The 21,891-nt window shown below is 37.9% G+C and carries 20 protein-coding genes; 13 read left to right on the forward strand and 7 right to left on the reverse strand.

Going from position 1 to position 21,891, the window contains the following annotated elements; genetic code table 11:
• The first annotated feature begins 80 nt into the window (after positions 1-80).
• From I6F45_RS10735 to I6F45_RS10745, 3 genes are all read left to right on the forward strand, one after another.
• On the forward strand, positions 81-632 hold the full coding sequence (locus tag I6F45_RS10735) for a hydrolase (protein WP_197160439.1): 552 nt from the start codon (positions 81-83) through the stop codon (positions 630-632).
• A gap of 148 nt (positions 633-780) precedes the next feature.
• Positions 781-2,247 carry a methyl-accepting chemotaxis protein gene (locus I6F45_RS10740; RefSeq protein WP_165728422.1) on the forward strand — a complete coding sequence of 489 codons (1,467 nt, stop codon included), beginning with the start codon at positions 781-783 and terminating at the stop codon, positions 2,245-2,247.
• Positions 2,231-2,755, forward strand: a complete 525-nt coding sequence (locus I6F45_RS10745; protein ID WP_007581838.1) for a DUF6436 domain-containing protein — start codon at positions 2,231-2,233, stop codon at positions 2,753-2,755. The genes I6F45_RS10740 and I6F45_RS10745 overlap by 17 nt, the downstream gene beginning before the upstream one ends.
• A 60-nt stretch (positions 2,756-2,815) precedes the next feature.
• Here I6F45_RS10745 and I6F45_RS10750 read toward each other — a convergent pair whose 3' ends face one another.
• Positions 2,816-3,373, reverse strand: coding sequence for a TMEM165/GDT1 family protein (locus tag I6F45_RS10750; protein WP_076924201.1), 558 nt, complete (start codon positions 3,371-3,373; stop codon positions 2,816-2,818).
• A 538-nt stretch (positions 3,374-3,911) separates the two neighbouring features.
• Between I6F45_RS10750 and I6F45_RS10755 the strand changes: the two genes are divergently transcribed.
• Both I6F45_RS10755 and I6F45_RS10760 read left to right on the forward strand, forming a co-directional pair.
• Entirely contained in the window at positions 3,912-4,061 is a 150-nt protein-coding gene (locus I6F45_RS10755; protein WP_197160504.1) for a hypothetical protein, read from the forward strand.
• A gap of 460 nt (positions 4,062-4,521) precedes the next feature.
• On the forward strand, positions 4,522-4,716 hold the full coding sequence (locus I6F45_RS10760) for a (2Fe-2S)-binding protein (protein WP_002960627.1): 195 nt from the start codon (positions 4,522-4,524) through the stop codon (positions 4,714-4,716).
• Positions 4,717-4,781: 65 nt separating this feature from the next.
• Here I6F45_RS10760 and bfr (I6F45_RS10765) read toward each other — a convergent pair whose 3' ends face one another.
• The 5 genes from bfr (I6F45_RS10765) to I6F45_RS10785 all read right to left on the reverse strand — a co-directional run bounded on the left by bfr (I6F45_RS10765) (position 4,782) and on the right by I6F45_RS10785 (position 10,412).
• Positions 4,782-5,246 carry a bacterioferritin gene (gene bfr / locus I6F45_RS10765; RefSeq protein ID WP_024593101.1) on the reverse strand — a complete coding sequence of 155 codons (465 nt, stop codon included), beginning with the start codon at positions 5,244-5,246 and terminating at the stop codon, positions 4,782-4,784.
• Between the two features lie 12 nt (positions 5,247-5,258).
• Positions 5,259-5,729, reverse strand: coding sequence for a bacterioferritin (gene bfr / locus I6F45_RS10770; protein ID WP_002958985.1), 471 nt, complete (start codon positions 5,727-5,729; stop codon positions 5,259-5,261).
• A 462-nt stretch (positions 5,730-6,191) separates the two neighbouring features.
• Positions 6,192-8,336, reverse strand: a complete 2,145-nt coding sequence (locus I6F45_RS10775) for a TonB-dependent receptor (protein ID WP_197160440.1) — start codon at positions 8,334-8,336, stop codon at positions 6,192-6,194.
• Positions 8,337-8,408: 72 nt separating this feature from the next.
• A complete protein-coding gene (locus tag I6F45_RS10780) occupies positions 8,409-9,479 on the reverse strand; it encodes a PepSY-associated TM helix domain-containing protein (protein WP_165728418.1) in 1,071 nt (356 codons plus the stop codon).
• Positions 9,480-9,536: 57 nt separating this feature from the next.
• Positions 9,537-10,412, reverse strand: coding sequence for a cation diffusion facilitator family transporter (locus tag I6F45_RS10785; RefSeq protein WP_165728417.1), 876 nt, complete (start codon positions 10,410-10,412; stop codon positions 9,537-9,539).
• 252 nt (positions 10,413-10,664) lie between these two features.
• Between I6F45_RS10785 and I6F45_RS10790 the strand changes: the two genes are divergently transcribed.
• From I6F45_RS10790 to I6F45_RS10825, 8 genes are all read left to right on the forward strand, one after another.
• On the forward strand, positions 10,665-15,428 hold the full coding sequence (locus I6F45_RS10790; RefSeq protein ID WP_197160442.1) for a PAS domain-containing protein: 4,764 nt from the start codon (positions 10,665-10,667) through the stop codon (positions 15,426-15,428).
• A 12-nt stretch (positions 15,429-15,440) separates the two neighbouring features.
• A complete protein-coding gene (locus I6F45_RS10795) occupies positions 15,441-15,923 on the forward strand; it encodes a GNAT family N-acetyltransferase (protein WP_197119907.1) in 483 nt (160 codons plus the stop codon).
• Between the two features lie 80 nt (positions 15,924-16,003).
• A complete protein-coding gene (locus I6F45_RS10800) occupies positions 16,004-16,510 on the forward strand; it encodes a hypothetical protein (protein ID WP_197160444.1) in 507 nt (168 codons plus the stop codon).
• 15 nt (positions 16,511-16,525) lie between these two features.
• Positions 16,526-17,176: a superoxide dismutase gene (locus I6F45_RS10805; RefSeq protein ID WP_197160445.1), complete on the forward strand. Its 651-nt coding sequence runs from the start codon at positions 16,526-16,528 to the stop codon at positions 17,174-17,176.
• Between the two features lie 35 nt (positions 17,177-17,211).
• On the forward strand, positions 17,212-18,564 hold the full coding sequence (locus tag I6F45_RS10810; RefSeq protein WP_197160446.1) for a DNA-3-methyladenine glycosylase 2 family protein: 1,353 nt from the start codon (positions 17,212-17,214) through the stop codon (positions 18,562-18,564).
• Positions 18,564-19,034 carry a methylated-DNA--[protein]-cysteine S-methyltransferase gene (locus I6F45_RS10815; protein WP_197160448.1) on the forward strand — a complete coding sequence of 157 codons (471 nt, stop codon included), beginning with the start codon at positions 18,564-18,566 and terminating at the stop codon, positions 19,032-19,034. The genes I6F45_RS10810 and I6F45_RS10815 overlap by 1 nt, the downstream gene beginning before the upstream one ends.
• Positions 19,035-19,109: 75 nt before the next feature.
• Complete coding sequence (locus I6F45_RS10820; RefSeq protein WP_165740471.1) at positions 19,110-19,952, forward strand: amino acid ABC transporter substrate-binding protein; 843 nt, start codon at positions 19,110-19,112, stop codon at positions 19,950-19,952.
• Positions 19,953-20,294: 342 nt separating this feature from the next.
• Positions 20,295-20,888 (forward strand): thymidine kinase, encoded by a 594-nt coding sequence (locus I6F45_RS10825; protein ID WP_007582344.1) that lies wholly within the window; start codon positions 20,295-20,297, stop codon positions 20,886-20,888.
• Here the strand turns inward: I6F45_RS10825 and ltaE are convergent.
• The gene (gene ltaE / locus I6F45_RS10830) at positions 20,862-21,866 is read right to left on the reverse strand and encodes a low-specificity L-threonine aldolase (RefSeq protein ID WP_197160450.1); all 1,005 of its coding nucleotides are present in this window, start codon (positions 21,864-21,866) and stop codon (positions 20,862-20,864) included. The two genes, I6F45_RS10825 and ltaE, sit on opposite strands and share 27 nt — an antisense overlap.
• Positions 21,867-21,891: the final 25 nt, after the last annotated feature.

A 21,891-nucleotide genomic window follows, 5' to 3' on the forward strand; every position in this document is an offset into this window, starting at 1 on the left:
ATACTTAAAGTTAAAAGCTCTATTTTCAAATAGTGAGCTAATCTATATAGATAACAGTTAATATTCATAAGGAGAGTATAGTGGTTTTATCTAATATTGATGCAAAAAAAAGCGTGTTATTAATAATAGACTTACAAGAGTTGCTTGCTCCTGCAATTAAAGACTTTCCGAATATTTTAAAAAGTACATTGCAGTTAGCGCAGGCGGGTATTATTCACGGCGTCCCAGTCTTAATAACCGAGCAATATGTCAAGGGGTTGGGCGAGACTAATCAGCAAATTAAAAATACGTTACCTAATGCTACGTATTTTCATAAAACGTACTTTAGTGCGTGTGCAGAGCCTGGCTTTGTTGATAAGTTAAAAAGCTATGGTAAAAAGCAAGTTGTTGTTGTTGGCACTGAAGCGCATGTGTGTGTTTTACAAACATGCTTAGATTTAATAGAAAATGGTTTTGAAGTTATTATCGTACACGACGGAGTTGGCTCGAGAAATCCGCAACATAAAAATTTGGCGATTGAACAGCTACGCCAAGCTGGTTCGGTAATTTCATGCGCTGAAATAGTTATTTTTCAATGGACAAAAAAAGCAGCAACGCCTACGTTTAAAAAAATACTGCCTATAATTAAGTAGACCGCATGTATATAATGTAAATTAAATGTATTATTTTTTGACGTGTCGGTAGTTTATTATTGTGTTCAGTAAACTGAAACTCGTTTTGATACGTATATTGCAGACTGCTTTATAAAACAACAATGCAAACAACAATTTTAAGGTTCTTATGTCTAGTATTGGCCGGTTATTTACAATTATTTTTAGTCTTTTGTTTGTCGAATCTATCGCTATTGGCTTGTATTTCGACACATTAGCGCAGGCCTTTATGATAGGTTTGCCATTGTGTTTATTACCTATATGGCTTTTAAACACACAAGGGGATAGTCCTGTTACCCCTCATGTTGTAGCTGCCGCCATAATGATGTTTTCTTTTTTGCACATACAACAAACTTTTGGGCTGATTGAAGTCCATTTTGAAATATTTATTTTAATGCCCATGTTAATTGTTTTTGTACAGTGGCGAGTGTTTATTACTACAATTGTATTTGTAGCTGTTCATCATTTATCTTTTTATTATTTACAAACTCAAAATACAGGATTTTATGTATTTGACCCTGATAGGCTTGCTTTTACTACGGTGCTTATTCATGCTGGATACGCAATAGTTGAAGTGTTAGTTGCAGGCTACATTGCCGTAATGTTGCAACGCGAACGTCGTGCTGGCTTATCTTTAAGTTATGCGACAGAGCAAATAATGAAAGACCCTGAAAACATTAAACTCTCTCTTCGTGCTGATGACACTAAAAGTGAGGCTGTAACAGGGTTTAACACGTTACTAGATTACTTATCTGATGTTATTAAACAGGTACAAACTCAATCAGAATCACTGCAAAAAAACTCACAAGAGCTTATACATGTTCATGATCAGCTGGCCGGTGGTGCAGTGCAGCGTACACAACAAACTGATGATATTGCTAATTCTGGCGCTCAAGTTGCTAATGGTTTTAAACTTGTAGAAGAAGAAAGTGAGGTACTTAAGCGCCAAGTTGATCACATTACACAATCTGCAGGTGATGCATTAAAAGAAGTGCTTCAAACAGACGCTAAAAGTAGAGAGTTGTTAACACTACTTAACCATACCGAAGAAAAAATAAACCACTTAGTGGCAGCGGGCGATGTTATTTCAGGTCTTCTTAATGAGATATCAGGTATTGCTGAGCAAACAAACTTACTTGCTTTAAATGCCGCTATTGAAGCTGCCCGTGCAGGCGAACATGGTCGAGGTTTTGCTGTCGTTGCTGATGAGGTAAGATCTTTAGCTAACCATAGTAAAGCAACAACAGATAAAATTAGTCTAACATTAAAAGATCTTGTTAATAATAGTAAAACGTCAACACAATCAATGAGTCAGTGTGTGAATTTTGTAGTCGATTTAACAAGTATTAGTGCTGCAATGAAAGAGAATATTTCAGCAATGAGCGAGCAAATAGCCGCAGTATCTTCAAGCTCTGACTCAGTTGCACAAGTTGTAGCTGAGCAGGCAGGTAATACTGAATTAATAGCAAGCAGTACTGATACTATGCGCCAAAATCAGTACCAAGATACGCAAATAGTGCAGCAGTTAACCGCTAAGGTGCAGTTAATCGATGTAAGTATTGATGTGTTAGAGCAAAGCATTGCCAAGTTTAAATAAATCTAACACTTTCGTATTTTCGCTTATAGCTACATGGCTTATTTGTGTTGTTGCAGGGTTAGTTTATTTTCAATTAGAGCAGCTTAAACCGTTTGATAGCTCAAAAGTTTTATTGCAAAAACACTGGTTTAATAACTTTAAAAAGCAATTGGATTGGGTTGATACTGGTGAGCCGTCTTTAGTGCTTATAACAGAAAAAAAATGCGGGTGTACTATACAAGCTAAGCCGCATATTTCATCGTTAACCTCTTTTGCTGCCAATAAAGCTATGAAGGTTGTACAAGTTGAATTAACACCAAAGCTTAAACACGTTATTCCGGCAACGCCTGCCGCCGTTATTATTAATAAAAACGGTGAGTTTGTTTATGCTGGGCCGCTCTCTGAAGGGTTAGCTTGTGCCCAAGGAAGTGGTTTTGTTGAAACTGCGGTCACTAATTTAGCTGCTGGTTTTAACTCAAATCTCTTAATTACACAAACCAAGGGATGTTACTGTGTAAATAATGCATAAATAACGTATCGATAAACTAAAGCTCGCACTTAAATCAATAGTTGCGAGCTTTAATATTGATTAAATTGTAACTAAGCCATAAATACCTAATGACACAAACACACAAGCAGCAATAGCACGTACGGTGTTTAGAGATATTCTTTTTAGTAATGCATTACCAGCGTATATAACAGGCACGTTAGCAATTAGCATACCTAACGTAGTTCCTACTGTTACCCAAAACACAGACTGATATTGTGCCCCTAACAACACCGTCGCTATTTGTGTTTTATCACCAATTTCTGCAATAAAAAATAATACAAAAGCGACTAAAAAAGCCCCGTAGCTATCGTATTTACTACTTACAGCTTCGTCTTTGTCTGGAACTAATAGCCAAAGGCCAACAACAATAAAGCTGATGTTTACAAGCCAAGGTAAATATTCAGAAGAAAAACTATTACTTAACCACTGCCCAAACCACGCTGATAAACCATGATTGAGTAAGGTTGCGGCTAAAATACCAAGAATAAGCGCGCCTTTATTACGAAAACGGGCGGCTAACAGGAGCGATAAAAGCTGGGTTTTATCGCCTATTTCGGCAAGTGTGACAGTGACGGTTGAGGTTAAAAAAACTTCCATTATTGATTCTTACAGGCGGGAATACTAAACCAAGGCAAACAACTATCTCCCGCCATGAGGATAGTGTCTACCTAGGTCTCGCCGATAACGCTTGCTACAACATTACAAACTTACCATGCACATGAGGTGCAATTATGTTGATAAGTTTACTCATTACTGAGCGGGCTACTCCCCTAAGAGGCGGGCATTATTCCACAAAACTTTTGCGTGGTAAATATTAAGAATCGAATATAGTTAATTTAGTCGGGAGTAATAAAGTTAGCTTTTGGCAATGAGCTGATAGTCAGGAAAGAGCGATGACCGGTCATTGAAAAAGTTAAATTTATTCCTGTGTTTCGAGTAGAAATCTAATTTTGTCCAATAACATTATTAAACGCCGCTTTGGGGCAAAATAAGATCCTTAATTCCTAGCTGTTTAATTACTTGTTTACAAAAGTAATTGTTGGTGAAATTATCAGGGTATGTAATCCCCCGTTTTGATATGCTATAAACCACTAAAATGCTGTTCAATAAGCAGTTATGCATAAAGGATTAAGTAATGGAGTCAATTCCACCATACGAAGGAAAGCCAACGGTTTACCTTGATCAGAATGTTTTAGATTTTTTCACGAAACAAGGATTAGGTGAATTCGGCCAAATGCTTATAAAAGATTATCAAGTAGTTTATTCAGATTGTAGTGGTCAATAATATTTGGCCACATTTTTCGAATTTCTGTTTCTGACCTGTGATTCATTTGGAGCTAAACCAACATTATAGCAATGCGGGAAAATAGGAGAACGTTTTGCCTTTTGTCACTTTCATTTTGAATGTCCGCTCATGGCACAAACCGGAAATCACCCATCCATAAATTCCGTATTTATACATTGAGTTTTTTAAAGCCTAAAGTAATTAATTCTCAACCATTCAGATATTTACCTAAACCTAATCTTACTTAGATTTAAGGTGGACTCTATTTAATAAATCTCAATCTGAGTGCCACACCTTGCTTAAAATTAAAACTATTCTCAAGCTGCCGCGAATTCTCGACTTAAGTGGCGCTGGCCAAAAAAAGTTTAAAATAATACATATTAGTTAAATAACAATTGATAACCATTTTCGTTTAGATTAGTATGTACGCACTAAATGAAATTGAGAGTGGTTTGTATTCATGTATATTTGTCTATGTCACGGTGTGACTGATAAAAAAATTGAGCAAACAATTGACGATGGTGCAACGACCATGCGTGAATTAACTAAAGAGCTTAAAGTAGGCAGCCAATGCGGTAAGTGTTGTGGTTGTACTAAAAAGATCCTTAATCGCAGACTTATCCAGATTGCGGATGTAACGGATCAAGTTGCTTAATTACATATAAAATTTAGATATAAAAAAAGCAGCTTTTTAGCTGCTTTTTTTATGCTTGTTACTATTTACAGTTGAGACTGCAAGTAGTTTTTAATACCCGTATTTTTAATAAGCAATTGTTGAGTTTCTAACCAGTCAATTTGCTCTTCTTGCTCATTTAAAATGTGATCAAGGGCTTCGCGGGTAATGTAATCTTTTTTGCTTTCAGCCAGTTTTACTGCGCTTTGCAACTCGCCAATAGTATCAAGTTCAAAACTCATATTAGCTGCAATCATTTCTTCGCTGTTTTCACCAATACGTAATCGGCCTAAGTCTTGAAGATTTGGTAAGCCTTCTAAAAACAAAATACGTTCGATTAAACGATCGGCGTTTTTCATTTTTTGAATTGATACTTTGTAATCTGCTTTGTCTAGTTGAGTGAAACCAAAATCTTTAAACATGCGTGCATGTAAAAAGTATTGGTTAATACCAACAAGCTCATTAGCGAGTACTTTATTAAGCGCTGCTATAACGTCTTTATCGCCTTTCATAATATGCTCCTACTAAGCCATTTGTGCTTGATGATAGTTTTCAGAACCAATCTTATCAATTAAGCCAAGTTGCTGCTCTAACCAGTAAACATGGTCTTCTTCGGTATCAAATAACAGTTTTTCTAAAATGCTACGAGATTGATAATCTTGTTGTTCTTCACATATTGCGATTACATCTTTAACACACGCAACTACTTCAAGCTCTAGTGTTAAATCGTTTTGCATCATGCTTTTTACATCGTTACCGATAAGTAAATCACGGCGCTTAGTCATATTTGGTACACCTTCTAAAAACAAGATGCGCTTAATAAGCCAGTCTGCGTGATCTTTTTCTTCTTCCATTTCGTGGTTAAGGCGCTCGTATAGCTTGTTTAAACCCCAGTCGTCATACATGCGCGAGTGTATAAAATACTGATCGATTGCTGCTAATTCGTTAGCTAACAATGTATTAAACGCATCGATTACTTTTTGATTACCTTTCATGATAAATCGCCTTAACTATTTCAATTGCATGCAGTGTAGTACAAATAGCCTATATTGCAAGTTTTCTCTATAAAAATCATTGCGTTACTATTGGTTTTGATTCTTATTTAAGTTTGCGTTACTGCTTGGTTTATGGACAGTTTTTTATTTGTATTAGCATCTTATATAAGGTCATGATTGATAGGTAAAAGCGAGACGTTTATTTATGTGGTTTTGTTAATTAACCTGAACTCTGAATAATAAATCTATCTCCAGCAGTTATTATCAGTGCTAACTGCGTTGAATTTACTTGCAATAGGCTAGCTATTGACGCGTAAAGTCGCCTTGTTTTCACTGAGAATCTCTGGCTAGAGAAAATCAATTTAAATATCTCCATGATTCAATAGGTCAGTAAATCTCTTAACCAGAGCTCAGGTTAAGTATATAGGCATGCAGGGCATGCCTATAGTGTTTATTCATTCATTAAAATTGATATTTAGCCCCCAGCGTTGCCGTTGTGCCTAATCCTTTAATGTTATATCCACCGTAGGTGTAAGCCTGTGCGCGGGCAGGGTAGTAATCACTATTGAACAGGTTTTCTATCCCAAAATACCCACTCCACCTGGCGTTAACATTGTATTGGCCACTTAAGTTAAATGTGTTGTAGCTACTAACGGGGCCCTGATCGCCAGAGTATTGGCCTTGCGCATTTTTATCAAAACGCTTTCTGTCGCCTACATATAAAAAGCTCATTGCAAGTGATAGTTCGTCATTTGTTTGCCACGTTAAATTAGCAGTGGCTTTAGGTGGACTAATTTGAGCTGCCCCTAAGTACTCATCAGCTTCAGTGTTTTTACCTTCAACATAGCTATAAGTTGCGCTTAATTTAAGGTCTTCGGTAATAGTGTAGTTAACTAACCCTTCGTAACCCCATATTTCTTGTGGTGCGCGTACAGGTTCGTAAACACCCGTTGTTTCATTATACTCATTACTTGTACCAAGCTCTGAGGTACTTCTGTAAAGAGCAAATTCAAAACGCACGTTTTCAAACTGTGAAGTAAAACCAACTTCGTAATTATCGATTATTGAAGCTTGGGTTTGAATTAGCGCAATATCGTCAACGGTCGCTGCGCGAAGTAAGCGACCAATATCAGAAATATCAGAGCCCTGTGAGTAACTAAAGAACGGGCTAAATGCATCTGTTAAGTTATATTTAATACCGGCATTATAGGTTGTTGCATCGTAATTAATGGTGTCGCCACGCACATTTAATGGTACTGAACATTGCGATGCGGTTTTGCAAAGTTTTAGCGTTTGGTAGTCACTTACGCTCAAATCAATGCTTTCGTTTCTTACACCCGCTTTTACAATAATGTCGTCGTTTATTACCCATTTGGTTTGTAAAAAGCCAGCCACACTTTCCATGTCCATTTCTGGCACCCACACACGGCCATCTACTAAAGGTTGCGATGTTTTATCGTTTAAGGCATCAATACCGTAGATTAGGGTGGCTGTTACGTTTTCAAAATCAAACTGGCTATTAAATGTAGCTCTTGCACCTTGCTTATCTGATTTAATAACCGATTGACCACCGCTATAACCTTCATCAAGATTGGCTAAAGCGGTTGAGAAAAAGAATACGTTTTCTATATTTTGTTTATACAGATCGAGGGTCATTTGTGTGTTTTCAAACAACGCGTAATCAACATATTTTAGGGTTATATTTTCGTTGCCTTCTGGGCCTTGCGGTTTACCTTGTTTTTGAAGCGCTAAGGGGACGTGTATAGCGTATGTTTTTTCCCCTATATTGCCATCGCCAGTCACATCGCCTAAGTCTGTTTTTTGTTGTGAGCTGTAAAAGTTGTAGCTAAACTGAAGTTGTTTTTCGTCGTCAAAATCATAAGTTAGTTTGGTAAAATAGTTTTGAGTTTCAGAGTCGGATAAACCATATTGTAAGCCTAAAATATCGCCTTCGGCGTCGCGTTGTACGCCGTTTTCTTCATAGCTTGCTGTTAACAGATAGCTTAGCTTATCGAGCTTATCGAGCTTACCGTTTACCGCAGCCGATATTCTGCCACCGCCGCTCTCTGCTAATTTAACAGCGCTAAAGCGACTTGAAATACTAATCTCCCCTTCAGGCTTACCATCACTGCGAGCCTGTTTTGTTATGTAGTTAATAATGCCACCTGAGGCACCATTACCATAAATAGACGTTGCGCCTTTTATGACTTCAATGCGCGCTATGGCACTTGCATCAAGCGTTTTTACGCCTAAAGAGCCATTACGAAGAGGGGTTGATTGCGGTACGCCATCAATCATTATTAATGGCGCGCGGCCGCGTAGTGTTTGTCCTGAATTACTTGAACTGCCGGTATCGGGAGCTAGCCCTGGAACCATTTGCGCGAGTAAGCTTCCCAGTTCTGAGCTTACTTTTAAATGCTGTTGTATTTGTTGCTGATTTATAACGGTAATCGAGGCAGGTACTTCGTCTATGCTTTCTGATATGCGGCTGCCAGATACAATGACATGCTCTAACTGATCAGAAGTGTATTCATTTTTATTATTTTCATTTGCTAACGTGTTAGTACTTATTGCAACAGCAATAAGGCAAAGCGAAGTTTTTAACATAGGGTGTCTTAGTTGATAATAGTTCCCGTAATGGTAATTATTATCAACTAATGACGCAAGTGTTAATGAGATTTATTTCCATTTATGGCGTTTTAACCAAAAATACACACCGCTTACAATAAAAAATGCGAGTGAAAGGGCTATTAATAACCATAAAAACTGCACAATAGGGCCTGCAAAATCACCAATGTGAAACTTATACTTAAAGTTCCATGTTTGTGTTGTGAAGTTGGTTTTACTGGCGTCAAATGAGTTTAATACTTTACCAGTAAATGGGTTAGTCCAAACCCAGCTGTAAGCGTGGCTTTCGCCAGGGTTTTGCATTCTCAGTGCTATTGCTTCGTCGGCTTTTTTAGGTAAATAAATTCTATATACTTTGCCATCTGGAAATACGTTCTCTGCATTTTTAATTGCTTTGTTATAGTCTAAAGTAGCCTGAGAGGGCTGTATTATTTTCGGTGCTTTAGGCCTTTGTTCTACTTTATTAAACGTTACAAATTCTAATACCGATTGAGTTTGTGTTTTCCAATTAAATGCCATGCCAGTAAAGGCAATAAGTACCAGCGGTATAAAAAAGTAAACACCCAGTACGGTATGTAATTGATACATGAGCACTCTAAATTTGGCTTTTGGTTTTATAGCTAAACGCTTAATTCTGTTTTTAGGTTTTACCCATAAATAAAAGCCGAGTAATACATTTATTAAAAGTAGCAATGCACACACCGACATCCAATTTCTAAAGGTTTTTTCACCCTCACTGTCTTCAAACAACAGCCAACGATGTAATCCCATAGCAAACCCATAAATCGTATCGGTTGATTCATAGACGTTTAGCACTCTCCCTGAGTAGGGATCAACACTGGCGTAGTATTTATTAGCTAACCTAAATTGCCATGCGGCGTTTGGCGCTTGTTCGGGCATAAAAAAGGTGATTTTTTGCTTAGTTTGAGCTTGTACATTTTGTATAAGCTCATCGTAAGGCATTAAATTTGCTTGTGGTGTTACTTGCCATTTTGCGGGTTCTATTAAGTGCTGTATGTCTTTTGCATAAATCATAACAGCACCGGTTAAGCTCACTATTAATAAAAATAGTCCGCTAATAAGGGCAAGGCCTAAATGAATTCTACGTAACCAAAGTTTCAAAAACGGTATCTCATTATGAGTTAATGGCAATATTGTAAATGATAATACGAGCTGTTTTCAATTAAATAGTTGTGTATTTGGTTGGATTTCTATTATGCAGTTTTCGATATTAAAATTGTCGTGTAAAAAGCTTTTTACGGCTGGCAAATCAATTGCTTGCTGAGTGCTAATAACAAGCTCGCAGTAGTTTTCTTTATCGTCTAGTTGCCAAAGCTTAATACTGGTTACAGATTCGATATTAAATTCACTACCAATAGCATGTGATATAGCATGTGTGTCGATGTTATTGGGTGCTGCTTGCATTAAAATTTTGCAGCTTTGCTTTAATAGTAAAATGCCATGATAAATTACATAGATAGAAATAAGTACAGTGGCAATTAAATCGACAATGTACCATTGGTATAAAATAATTAAGGTGCCCGCAATAATTACCACAATAGACGCCATTGCATCAGATACGTTATGGATAAAAGCCGCCTTTATATTTATGCTGTGATTTGCACCTGCTCGGTAGGTTAAAAATGCGGTTGCTAAATCGATTACCAATGCTATTGCTGCCACCCACACAACTATCCAGCCATTAATTGGTTGAGGGTTTAAATAGCTCGAAATGGCTTCAAAAATTAAATACACGCCAATTAATATTAATGTACTGCTATTAAAAAGTGTGGCGAGTATTTCTGCGCGTTTATAGCCAAAGTGATGAGTGCCGTCAGCAGGTTTATTACCAACTTTACGTGCAACCAAGGCTATAAATATAGCGGCAGCATCACTTAAATTATGAAGGGCATCGGCTATAAGTGACAAACTGCCCGAAAATATCCCGCCAATAACTTGGGCTACGGTTAGCAATACATTAATAACCACAGCAACGGTGAGTTGTTTATTGCTTTGGTTTTCGTCTACATGACTATGTGAGTGATCGTGCGCCATAATGCTCTCAAATGCTTTGATTGAATATTGCTTATATCATGGGTGATTTAAAACAGCTACAGGAGTTATAGTGTAAATGAACGCAATTGTAAGTTAGTAATAAAGACGTACTTTTTTTGAATGCGCGAATTTAAGATTGTAACGCTAAATGTCGATTTTTTAAGGAGTTTACAGCTCAAAACTTGCGTCTTTATATATTTAGTGCATTAATGTAAGTAATATTAAATGATTAAAAGCTGCTGGGTATTAAGCATGGACAAAGGTTTAAACTTTGGTGAATTAACAGGTAAAGGACAATCTGTTCGAAGTAAGTTAATTATAACCTTTATAATTATAGCCTTAGGGCCACTTTGTATACTTACTTGGTTTAGTCTTGAACACGTAAATCGCACCCTTAAACAAAATGCAGACACTGAACTAAACGAGCTTAATAATATAGGCAAGCAATTTGCTGATATTTGGTTTGCGGACCATGTTAAAGACTTATATTTGCTTAGGACACAGCTTGATATTAGCCCTGCTAAAAAGCAAAAATTAATCAGTCAATTTGTTGAGCAGTACGACTTTGTTAATAATGTAGAGCTTATTGATGTAGACCTCGTTAATTCACTCCCCAAATCCCCCTTTTTTAATGTTATTAAAGACCAACGTTTTAACGACATTCGTTCTGGTATTAAAAATACAGGAGAAATTCAATTTCAGTCAATGACTGTCTCAGGGCGTGAGTATCATATTATTGGTTTACCGGTATTAAATGGCGAAAATAAGTTACAAACCATATTGCTCGCAGATATAAATTTAAACGGCTTATTGAATAATCTAAGTAAAATACACACAGCTAATAAAGACATAACATTTTATGTTATGCACAATAATAAAATTCAAAAAAGTAATAATACAGACGATGCCCAACCACTATTTTTCTCTCAGAATGGCTCACCAATACAACGTGTTTTTTCTTATAGTAATAAAGATGAAGCCACTTTATATGGGTATATTAATTCTTTAGAGTTTTTAAATGAATCTGGTTGGCAATTACTTGTATCAAAACCAAAAGACGTTGCATTGCAAGGATCTAATTATTATAAGCAGCTCGCTATATTAACAAATATGGGGGCATTACTACTTATATTAACGTCGTCGTGGTGGTTTGGTCGTCGGCTTTCTCGTCCTTTAATTAACTTAGCTAAAATTGTTGAAAACATTACCAAAGGTGATGTGGTTAAAGTGCCAATAATAAACGACAGCATAGAGTTTAATCAGCTTTCATTAGGCCTGCGTAAGTTAGTGGCCGTAAAAGCAGAACAGCAAAGCATACTGCAAAAACAACGCTCTGCACTTCAAATTGCATTAAAACAATTAGCTGAGCAAAAAAGCGCATTAGATGAACATGCCATTGTTGCAGTAACTGATCTGCATGGCACCATTACTTTTGTAAATAAGAAATTTTGCGAAATTAGTGGCTATGATGAATATGAATTAATAGGTCAAAACCATCGTATTTTAAATTCAGGAAAGCACGAAAAAGAATTTTTTAAAAATATGTATAAAACCCTCAAACGCGGAGATGTATGGAACGGGCAAATATGCAATAAAGCGAAGCATGGTGGTTTTTATTGGGTAGATACGACCATTGCGCCATTTTTAGATGAAAGCGGTAAACCGCAAAGCTATATTGCTATTCGTACCGATATGACATTTCTTAAACTGCAAGAACTAGAACTTGAGCAGCATAAAACACAGTTGCAGTTAGTGATAGATACAACTGCTGTAGGTATTTGGGATTGGTATATTGATACTAACGTAGCTGTTTTAAATAACCGTTGGGCTGAAATTATAGGGTATAAACTGAGTGAAATAGAGCCTTGTACAATACAAACTTGGTATAAATTTATTCACCCAGAGGATTTAATTGAATCAGACTTAAAGCTAAAAGCGCACTTTGCTGGTGAAACAGATTACTACGAAAGTGAAGCGCGTATGAAGCATAAAAATGGCCACTGGGTGTGGGTGCTTGATACAGCTAAAGTGGTTGAATGGAATAGTGATGGTTCGCCTAAGCGAATGATAGGTACTCACTTAGATATCTCAGATAAAAAAGCAACTGAACTTGAACTGCAAGGAAGCCGAGATAGATTTGCATCTTTGGTATCAAATATACCGGGTATTATTTATCGGTGTAAATTTGATGATAAATTAAGCACACTTTATATGAGTGAGCAAGCAAGTGAGATAACAGGCTATTCACCTGATGAGTTGATAGGCAATGATGCTCTAAGCTTTTTTGATTTAATATGCGAAGACGATTCTAAAAAAATAAAAGCTGAAATTTTACGCTGTGCCAGTGCTAAGCAGTCATGGTCTGTTGAGTATAGAATTACAGCTCGCGATGGCTCTTTGCATTGGGTAAATGAAAAAGGCCAAGCAATTTACGATGAAACTGGTAACGTTTTGTATTTAGATGGATTTATTTTAGATATTACAGAGCGATACAATACGCAATTAAAAATAAATCGTCAGCAAAGCTTGCTAGAGTCAATGAGTAAGCAAGGGCAGATTGGTGCATGGGAAATTGACTTAGAAGCACATACTCTTTATTGGTCTGATGAAGTTAAAGTTATCCACGAAGTACCAGAGGGATTTGAGCCGAGGATAGATACCGCAATTGATTTTTATAAACCAGGAGTGCACCGAGATACTATAAATACTTTGTTTGAATGCGCAGTAACATTAGGTGAAAGCTGGAGTGTTGAACTTATTATTTTAACCTATGCTGGGCAAGAACGCTGGGTTAAATCGATGGGGCAAACAGAGTTTAAAGATGGTAAATGTGTGCGTGTTTTTGGCTCATTTCAAAGTATTGACGCACATAAACGCCTTGAACTCGAAAGCGAAAAAGCAAACCGCTATAACAAAAATTTAGCCGCGCTTACAGTCGCACCTGAAGTGCAAAATAGTGATGTAGAGCAAGTTAAAAAGCTAGCGGTTAAATCTATGTGTGAAGTGCTAAATATTGCACGTGCGTCGGTATGGATTTTTAACGAACAACGAGACGTGATGGCGTGTCATAGCTTATATATAGATGGGCTAGGGTTTGTAGATACAGATGCTGTTTTAACTGCTAAAGACTATCCTGCATATTATAACGCCATTTATGAGCAAAACTTAGTGGCTATTGATGATGTTTATACTCATCCGGCAACTGTTGATTTTATAGAAGCGTATGCAAAACCACTCAATATTAAATCAATACTTGATGCAGTTATAGCAACAGGCGATGGTAATTTAGGTATTTTATGTGCTGAAACTGTTGGCGAGCACCACTATTGGACGCAAAGTGAAGAAACGTATCTTCGATCATTAGCTACTTTAGTGGGAAGTACTTTAATTTCTCAGCAACGTAAAGTAATCAGTGAGGAGCTTAAAGTAGCGCTTGTAAAAGCAGAAGATGCAGCCATTGCCAAGAGCCAATTTTTAGCAACCATGAGTCACGAAATAAGAACGCCAATGAATGGTGTACTCGGTATGCTAGAGCTTGTTCAATTAGAGTCATTACCTAAACCAATAGAAACTAAAGTCGATATAGCCAAAACAAGTGCACATTCTTTATTGGGTGTCATTAACGATATTTTAGATTTCTCTAAAGCTGAAGCGGGTAAAATTGAGCTTGAAGAAATTAACTTTAATGCCCGCGATTTAATTGGTGAAGTTGCTGCCGCGCAAGCATTTACAGCTCAAGACAAAGGGATTGAAATAATTTTAGATTTGGTTGCACTTGAACCTTCGCAGTTATGCGGTGATCCTGGGCGAATTCGCCAAGTACTTACTAATTTACTAAGTAACGCCGTTAAGTTTACGAGTAAAGGCGAGGTTGTTGTAAGTGCGAAAGTTAATAAAGTGGCTCAAGGCTTAGAATTTATTGTCAGTATAAAAGACTCAGGTATAGGGATCAGTTTAGAAAAACAGCAGCAATTATTTACTCCGTTTTCTCAAGTAGATGCATCAACAACGCGTGAATACGGGGGCAGTGGCTTAGGGCTGGCTATTTGTAAGCAGCTTTGTGAGCTAATGGGTGGGGCAATTTCTCTTAGTAGTGAAGCCGGCGAAGGAAGTACCTTTACTGCCACTATAATGCTGACCCCTGGCGATCAAAAAGAGCGTTATATTCCTAATATTAATATGAAAGAGTTAACGGTTTTAGTTGTTGATGATAACGAAACAAATCGGATAGTAATTTTACAACAGCTTGAGCATTGGGGCGCTAAGGTTGCGCTTGCATGCGATGCACATCAAGCACTTGATATGTGCGCGCAGCAATATGAAAGCAAAAATTGTATGTACGATATTGCAGTGCTTGATATGCAAATGCCAGGAATGGACGGCATAGAGCTTTGTAAAGCACTAAAAGCACATGCACATTATAAATCAATGCCACTTGTAATGATGACTAGTATTGCTGGTATGGAAGGCGCTCAGCGTTATTCTGACGCTGGCTTTCAGGCATATTTTCCTAAACCTGTGACCACTGCCGATTTAATTTCTGCACTGTCGGTTATAACGAGTAATGATGCAGGCGAGACACTTCCACTTGTTACGTCAGGCTATATTTCGTCACTTAAAAAAGAAAAGGTGCAGGAATCTGCCCAAATACTACTTGTAGAAGATAATCCCATTAACCAACAGGTGGCTAAATTAATGCTCAAAAAGCTTAATTGTGACGTTACGATTGCCGGGAATGGTCAATTGGCAATTGATATATTAAAAGCGCATGATTCAGGATTCTTTAAGCTTGTACTTATGGATTGCCAAATGCCAGTTTTGGATGGCTTTGGGGCAACTGCAGCTATACGCGAAGGGGTCGCGGGTGAGCAGCACAAAAATATAAAAATTATTGCCATCACTGCTAATGCAATGGACTCCGATAAAGAGCGCTGTATAACTGCTGGAATGGATGATTACTTGAGTAAACCTATTCAATTAGATATTTTAAAAGATAAATTAGAGCTGTATATTTAAGGTCAAAATACAATGAGTAAACCCGTTATAATACGTGATGCAAAACCAAGTGACGCAAAAACAATTTTGCACTTTATTACCGAACTTGCCACATACGAAAAAGAACCTGATGCGGTAAAAACAGATGAACAAGCAATTCTAGATACTTTGTTTAGCGAAGGATCAACCGCGCACAGCATAATTTGTTTAGAAGGCGATGAGCCAATTGGTTTTGCAGTATATTTTTATAATTACTCTACCTGGTTAGGTAAAAATGGCCTGTACCTAGAAGATTTATATGTAAGCCCTGATAGTCGTGGCAATGGTGCAGGCAAAGCCATTATGAAGCACTTAGCTAATAATGCGATTAGTAATAACTGTGGCCGTTTTGAATGGGTGGTCCTTGATTGGAATAAACCCGCTATCGATTTTTACAATAGCATTGGTGCAAAGCCACAAAACGAATGGATTATATATCGCTTAACAGGGCAGGAATTATTAGATTTCGCTAAATAGTTAATGAAAATCATTTGCATTTGCGTTGTTGGGTGTGTAAGTTAAATACACACTCAATAATTAAATGTGCAGATGATTATATGATCTCAAGTCAAAAACAGCCCCAGCCAGATCTACTCTATCTTGAACAAGCATTAAGCCCTTGGCAGTCGAACATAATGCAAGGTAATTATGCATTTGAACAAGGTGCTTTACTCGAAGCACGCGATAAATACTTATTAGCCCAAACACTCGCAGATCATCTCCTTCAGCAGTTTTTATACGCTCAGATTAATAATAATGCCATTCATGCTATTGAGCATTGTATACCCGCACTTGTTGTTGCTTCACATAATTTAGCTGATACCTATATTGCTATGCAACAGCCTGAAAATGCATGTAAATGGTTATGCGAAGTACACTTAACACTCTCTTCATTAATTAAGCATACTCATTACGATATACAAAAAGTGAGTAAGCATCATTACATTAAAACTTCCTCTGAACTTGTATCATTTGCAAGACGCTATCATTTTTTACCTGAGCTAATAGAGCAAGTGAATTTTTGCTTATGCTCTAAAGACTCAACAAACAGCCTGCTACATTAAAATAAGGAGTAATTTATGGCGTTTACCTTGCCAGCACTTAATTATGAATACGATGCGCTTGAGCCTCATTTAGACAGCAAAACTATGCATATTCACCACACTTTGCATCATCAAACGTATATCAATAAAGCCAATGCTGCTTTAGCAGATACTGTATATGCAACCGCAAATGCTGAAAAATTACTTAAGGGAATAAACAGCCTGCCTAGTAATTTGCAAAAAGCAGTACAAGAGCATGTAGGAGGGCATTTTAATCACAGCTTATTTTGGCAGATAATGAGCCCACAAGGAGGAGGTGAACCTGAAGGTATTGTGGCCCAAGCTATAAATGAGCAACTCGGCGGTTTTGATGAATTTAAAGAGGAATTTACAGCCGCTGCAATTAGCCAATTTGGTAGTGGCTGGGCGTGGTTATGCGTCATGCCAGATGAAAAGCTGATTGTACAAAATAGCGCTAATCAAGATTGCCCTTTAATGCAAGGGAATATCCCTATTTTGGGACTTGATGTATGGGAACATGCCTATTACTTGAAGTATCAAAATAAGCGCCCTGAGTATATCGCTGCTTTTTATAATGTAATTAATTGGACTGAAGTTGAAAAGCGCTACTTAGCTGCTATTAGTAGAGTTCCGAATATGGCTAGTAAAGTGAGTTTTTTTCTATAAGCTAGACTCTATTAGGTTATTTTACAGAGCCGCTTATGGACAATTCACATTGGCAAAAAGCACGTCAGAGCCGCGATCCACGTTTTGACGGGCTTTTTTATGTTGCTGTTAAAAGTACGGGCATATATTGCAGACCAATATGCCCAGCTCCTACCGCACACGAAAAAAACGTCACGTATTATCAGTTTGCACATAATGCAGCCCAAGCTGGGTTTAGGCCATGTATACGATGCAGACCCGATAGCGCACCAGGCAGCGCTGCTTGGCAGGGTACAAAAACCACAGCTCTGAGAGCTAAGCAATTAATTGATCAGCACGATGAGCACGACTGCGAAAAATTAGCAGCTCGTTTAGGTATAAGCAGTCGTTATTTAAGACAGTTGTTTAAGCAGTATTTTGGCGTGTCGATTACGCAATACCGATTATTTAACCAGTGTCACTTTGCTAAAAAGCTGATTCAAGAAACACATTTACCTCTTACCGAAATAGCATTTGCCGCTGGCTTTAAAAGCATTAGGCGCTTTAATGATGCATTTTTACAGCAGTTAAATATAGCTCCCTCGAAGCTGCGCAGTGGCGATAAAAAACCAACGTCAAAACTCACTTTAACCCTGCCATTTAGGCCGCCTTATAATTGGCCTGCTTTGCAGGGCTTTTTACAACGGCGCTTGATAAAACCAATGGAGTGGATAACACAAACGAGCTACGGACGTACTTTTGCAAGTGAGGAATATAAAGGAAGCTTTACCGCTGAATTTATAGCGAGTAAAAACCACTTTAGTGTATCTATCAATATAGACAATACGGTGTACTTACAACCCGTTATAAATAATATACGCCGTGTGCTTGATTTAGATGCCGATATTAATTTAATTGAAACGCATTTAAGCGCCAATATTAACAATGCGTTTACAGTGTGTGAAGGGCTCAGACTTCCAGGGATTTGGTCAAGTTTTGAAGCCGGTATAAGGGCGGTACTCGGACAACAAGTGAGTGTTACTGCGGCGCATAATTTAGTAACAAAGTTAGTTGATGAATTAGGCGAAAAAGAGGGCGGTGTTATTTACTTCCCTACGGCTAAAATTGTCGCTAATAGTGATTTTGCATTTTTTAAAATGCCACAAGCACGCAAAAATGCGCTACACAACTTAGCCCAGTTTTGTGCTTTAAACTCCGAAAACGACGATTTAGACGAATGGCTTAATTTAAAGGGAATTGGTCCTTGGACAGTAAATTATGCAAAGTTGCGAGGGCAAAGCCAGCCCGATATATTACTTGATGGCGACTTAGGTGTTAAAAAAGCTCAAGCGGCGGCAAACCCTTTCGTACCTGCTAACAGCGCTCCTTTTCGCTCTTACTTAACTTTTCAACTTTGGCAGCAATTATAATGATCATTCAAACATCCATTTCGAGCCCTATAGACGACATAATTATTCAAGCGACCGAGAAAGGCGTGAGTTACGTTGGGTTTTATCCACCAGTTGAACACCCTCATACGCCATTTGAGCAAGTCGCTAACAAGGCGGTGCTTATTTGTGCTGCGCAGTTAAATGAGTACTTTGCAAAAAAACGCACTACTTTTGATGTACCACTTGATACAAACGATACAGCATTTCAACAAAGCGTATGGCAAGCACTATTAACGGTGCCTTTTGGGCAATCACAAACATACGGCTATATTGCAAACCAACTCAATAACCCAAAAGCAGTGAGGGCAGTAGGTGCTGCGAATGGTAAAAATCCGATTAGCATTATAGTGCCTTGCCACCGAATTATTGGCGCAAATGCAAAGTTAACGGGCTATGCTGGTGGGCTTGATAGGAAACTTTGGTTGCTGAAACACGAAGGATTAATGTAAATTAATTTAACGAATATTTTGTATGTTTAGTTCTACATACTACACTGTAGATTTAGTTTATAAATAAAAATCACTATGAAAATTAGAACGTTACTTTATATTTTTGTTTTGAAGTGTATTGTTTTTTGCGATGGCGTTACGGCCAAAGAATTACTTTTTTGTTATGAAGATAAAAATGCAGCACCACTATTTTTAGGTGTTGATAAGGCTATACCTATTGATCAACCTGATGCCTCAGTTGAGGTTTTAAGTTTATTAGATAAAGCGATTGATGGTGTTGAGATTAAGTTTGTTAGAAAACCATGGCGTAGATGCTTAAGCGATTTAGAATTTAATCGAGTTAATGCTGTTATTGCCAGTTACCGCAAAGGACGAGAAAACCTTGCTGTTTACCCTGTTGATCAGCAAGGTAAGTTACAAGATGACTATGCAGTAAGTGAATTTAGTAGCTGCCTTATAGGGCGTTATAAATTTCATAAAGAATGGGAGACTCGCGAAGTATTTCAAAATAAAGCATTTACGATAGCTATTCCTAATGGCTATGGACTAAATAGCGCGTTGAAAGAAGAACCATTTTTTATTCATAATACGTTTTCTAAAAGCAAAGCTTTTGAGTTGCTAGATAAGGGCGTGGTGCAGGCGAGCGTTGATATATGCCAAGTTGATGGTTTAAAAGTGTCGAGTTATCCGTATAAAGGTAATAACGTTAAACCGATTTACCCACCGTACGAAACAAGCCATGGTTATCTTATTTTTTCAAAACAATTCTACGAAGAAAATAACGCTCTAAGCTTGCAAATGTGGCAGTGGTTATCAAAATTTGAAAGTGCACCTATCTATATTAAATATTTACAAACACTTAGGGCCTGTTTATCTTTCGAGGTTGAATTTGCAGCAGACTGTTTGGTATTTAGGTAAGGCAGAGCCTATATATGTGGTTATTCCCCATAAATAGGCGATAACGCAGCATAAATGCCAAACATGCGCTGCCCGAAGGGTTCTGCCTAGGGGCAATTTACTCTTTGTTGCCTACATGGATGTAGGTAAGGGGCGTGAGCAGGACGCGGAAGCTTTGCTCGGTTTTTACTTAGCCCGCTAGGTTACAAACCTCACGCCGCGATTAAATAGCCCCTAGGTTGAACAAATTTTAATCCTGAAAGGTCAGCAGGCCCTAATAACCTCGTTAAATTCGCGTTTGTAAATTGGTATTAATTTAATATTAAGGTAGCATAAGCGCACTTTTTATAAAATGGCACTGCAATGGCTCAATTATACTTTTACTACTCTGCAATGAATGCAGGTAAATCAACCACGTTATTACAATCTGCATTTAATTATAAAGAACGTGGCATGGAACCTGTGATCCTTACTGCTGCCATTGATGATAGACAAGGCGTGGGTAAAGTATCGTCTCGTATTGGCTTGCAAGCAGATGCGCATGTATTTGATGCTAGCAAAGATGTTTTTGATCTTATTCAATCACTCAACAATGATAAAAAACGCCATTGTGTATTAGTTGACGAGTGCCAATTTTTATCAAAAGAACAAGTAATGCAATTAACCGATGTGGTTGATGAATTAGGTATACCGGTATTGTGTTATGGCTTGCGTAACGACTTTAGAGGCGAGCTATTTATAGGGTCGCAATATTTGCTTGCGTGGGCTGATAAGTTAGTTGAGCTTAAAACTGTATGCCACTGTGGACGTAAAGCAAACCATGTACTGCGTACCGATGAAAATGGTGAAGCAATAGCCGATGGTAACCAAGTAGAAATTGGCGGCAATGACCGATATGTTTCGGTATGCCGCAAACATTATAAAGCCGCGTTAAATATGGGCCGACAAAGCATTTAAAAATGTATCAATATCTTCGCGCGTAATATCTAAATGCGTCACTAGCCTAAGCTGCTTGCTTGGGCTAAATAGTATACCTTGTTGTTTAAGTGCCTCAGCAATCTCTTCAATGTTTATACTGCTAGTGTATGTTGCGTAAACCATATTAGTGGTGTTACTCATATCTACAGTAAAGCCACTGATTTCACTTAATTGTTGAGCCAAATAACGTGCATTTGCATGATCGTCTTTTAAGCGCTCTACATTGTGCTCAAGTGCAAACTGCCCGGCAGCTGCAAGCATTCCGGCTTGGCGCATACCGCCACCAAGTACTTTTCTCCATCGTCTTGCTTTATTAATAAGTGCTGGTGAGCCTAATAATAAAGAGCCTACGGGCGCCCCCAAACCTTTAGATAAACAAATAGAAATTGAGTCAAAGTGCTTTGTGATTTCAGTGATATCAATATTTAGCTCAACAGCGGCATTAAAAGCACGTGCGCCGTCTAAGTGCAGCGCTAAATTATGCGTATTAACAAAGTCACGAGCTTGGGCTAAGTACTCAAGCGGGAGCACTTTTCCGCCTATGGTATTTTCTAAGCTAAGTAATCGCGTGTTTGCAAAATGGCAATCGTCTGGTTTTATTGCTGCAGCTATTTTACTGAAGGGGATGCTACCATCGGCTTCATTTTCAATAGGCTGTGGTTGCACGGACCCTAAAACAGCTGCGCCGCCGCCCTCAAACTTATAATTGTGAGCATTTTGGCCACATATGTATTCGTCACCTCGCTCACAATGCGCCATTATTGCAAGTAAGTTGGCTTGTGTACCTGAGCTACAATAAAGAGCAGCTTCAAAGTTAAAACGCTCACACGCATAAGCTTCTAGCTGGTTAACGCTTTCATCATCACCGTATACATCGTCACCAACCGGTGCGCTGTACATAATATCGCGCATTTCTTTTGTTGGTTTTGTAACTGTATCAGAGCGAAAATCTATCATGATTGCCTTATCCTTTTTATTGTTT

The sequence above is a fragment of the Pseudoalteromonas sp. SWYJZ19 genome (genome assembly GCF_015864375.1).
Lineage (GTDB): Bacteria > Pseudomonadota > Gammaproteobacteria > Enterobacterales > Alteromonadaceae > Pseudoalteromonas > Pseudoalteromonas arctica.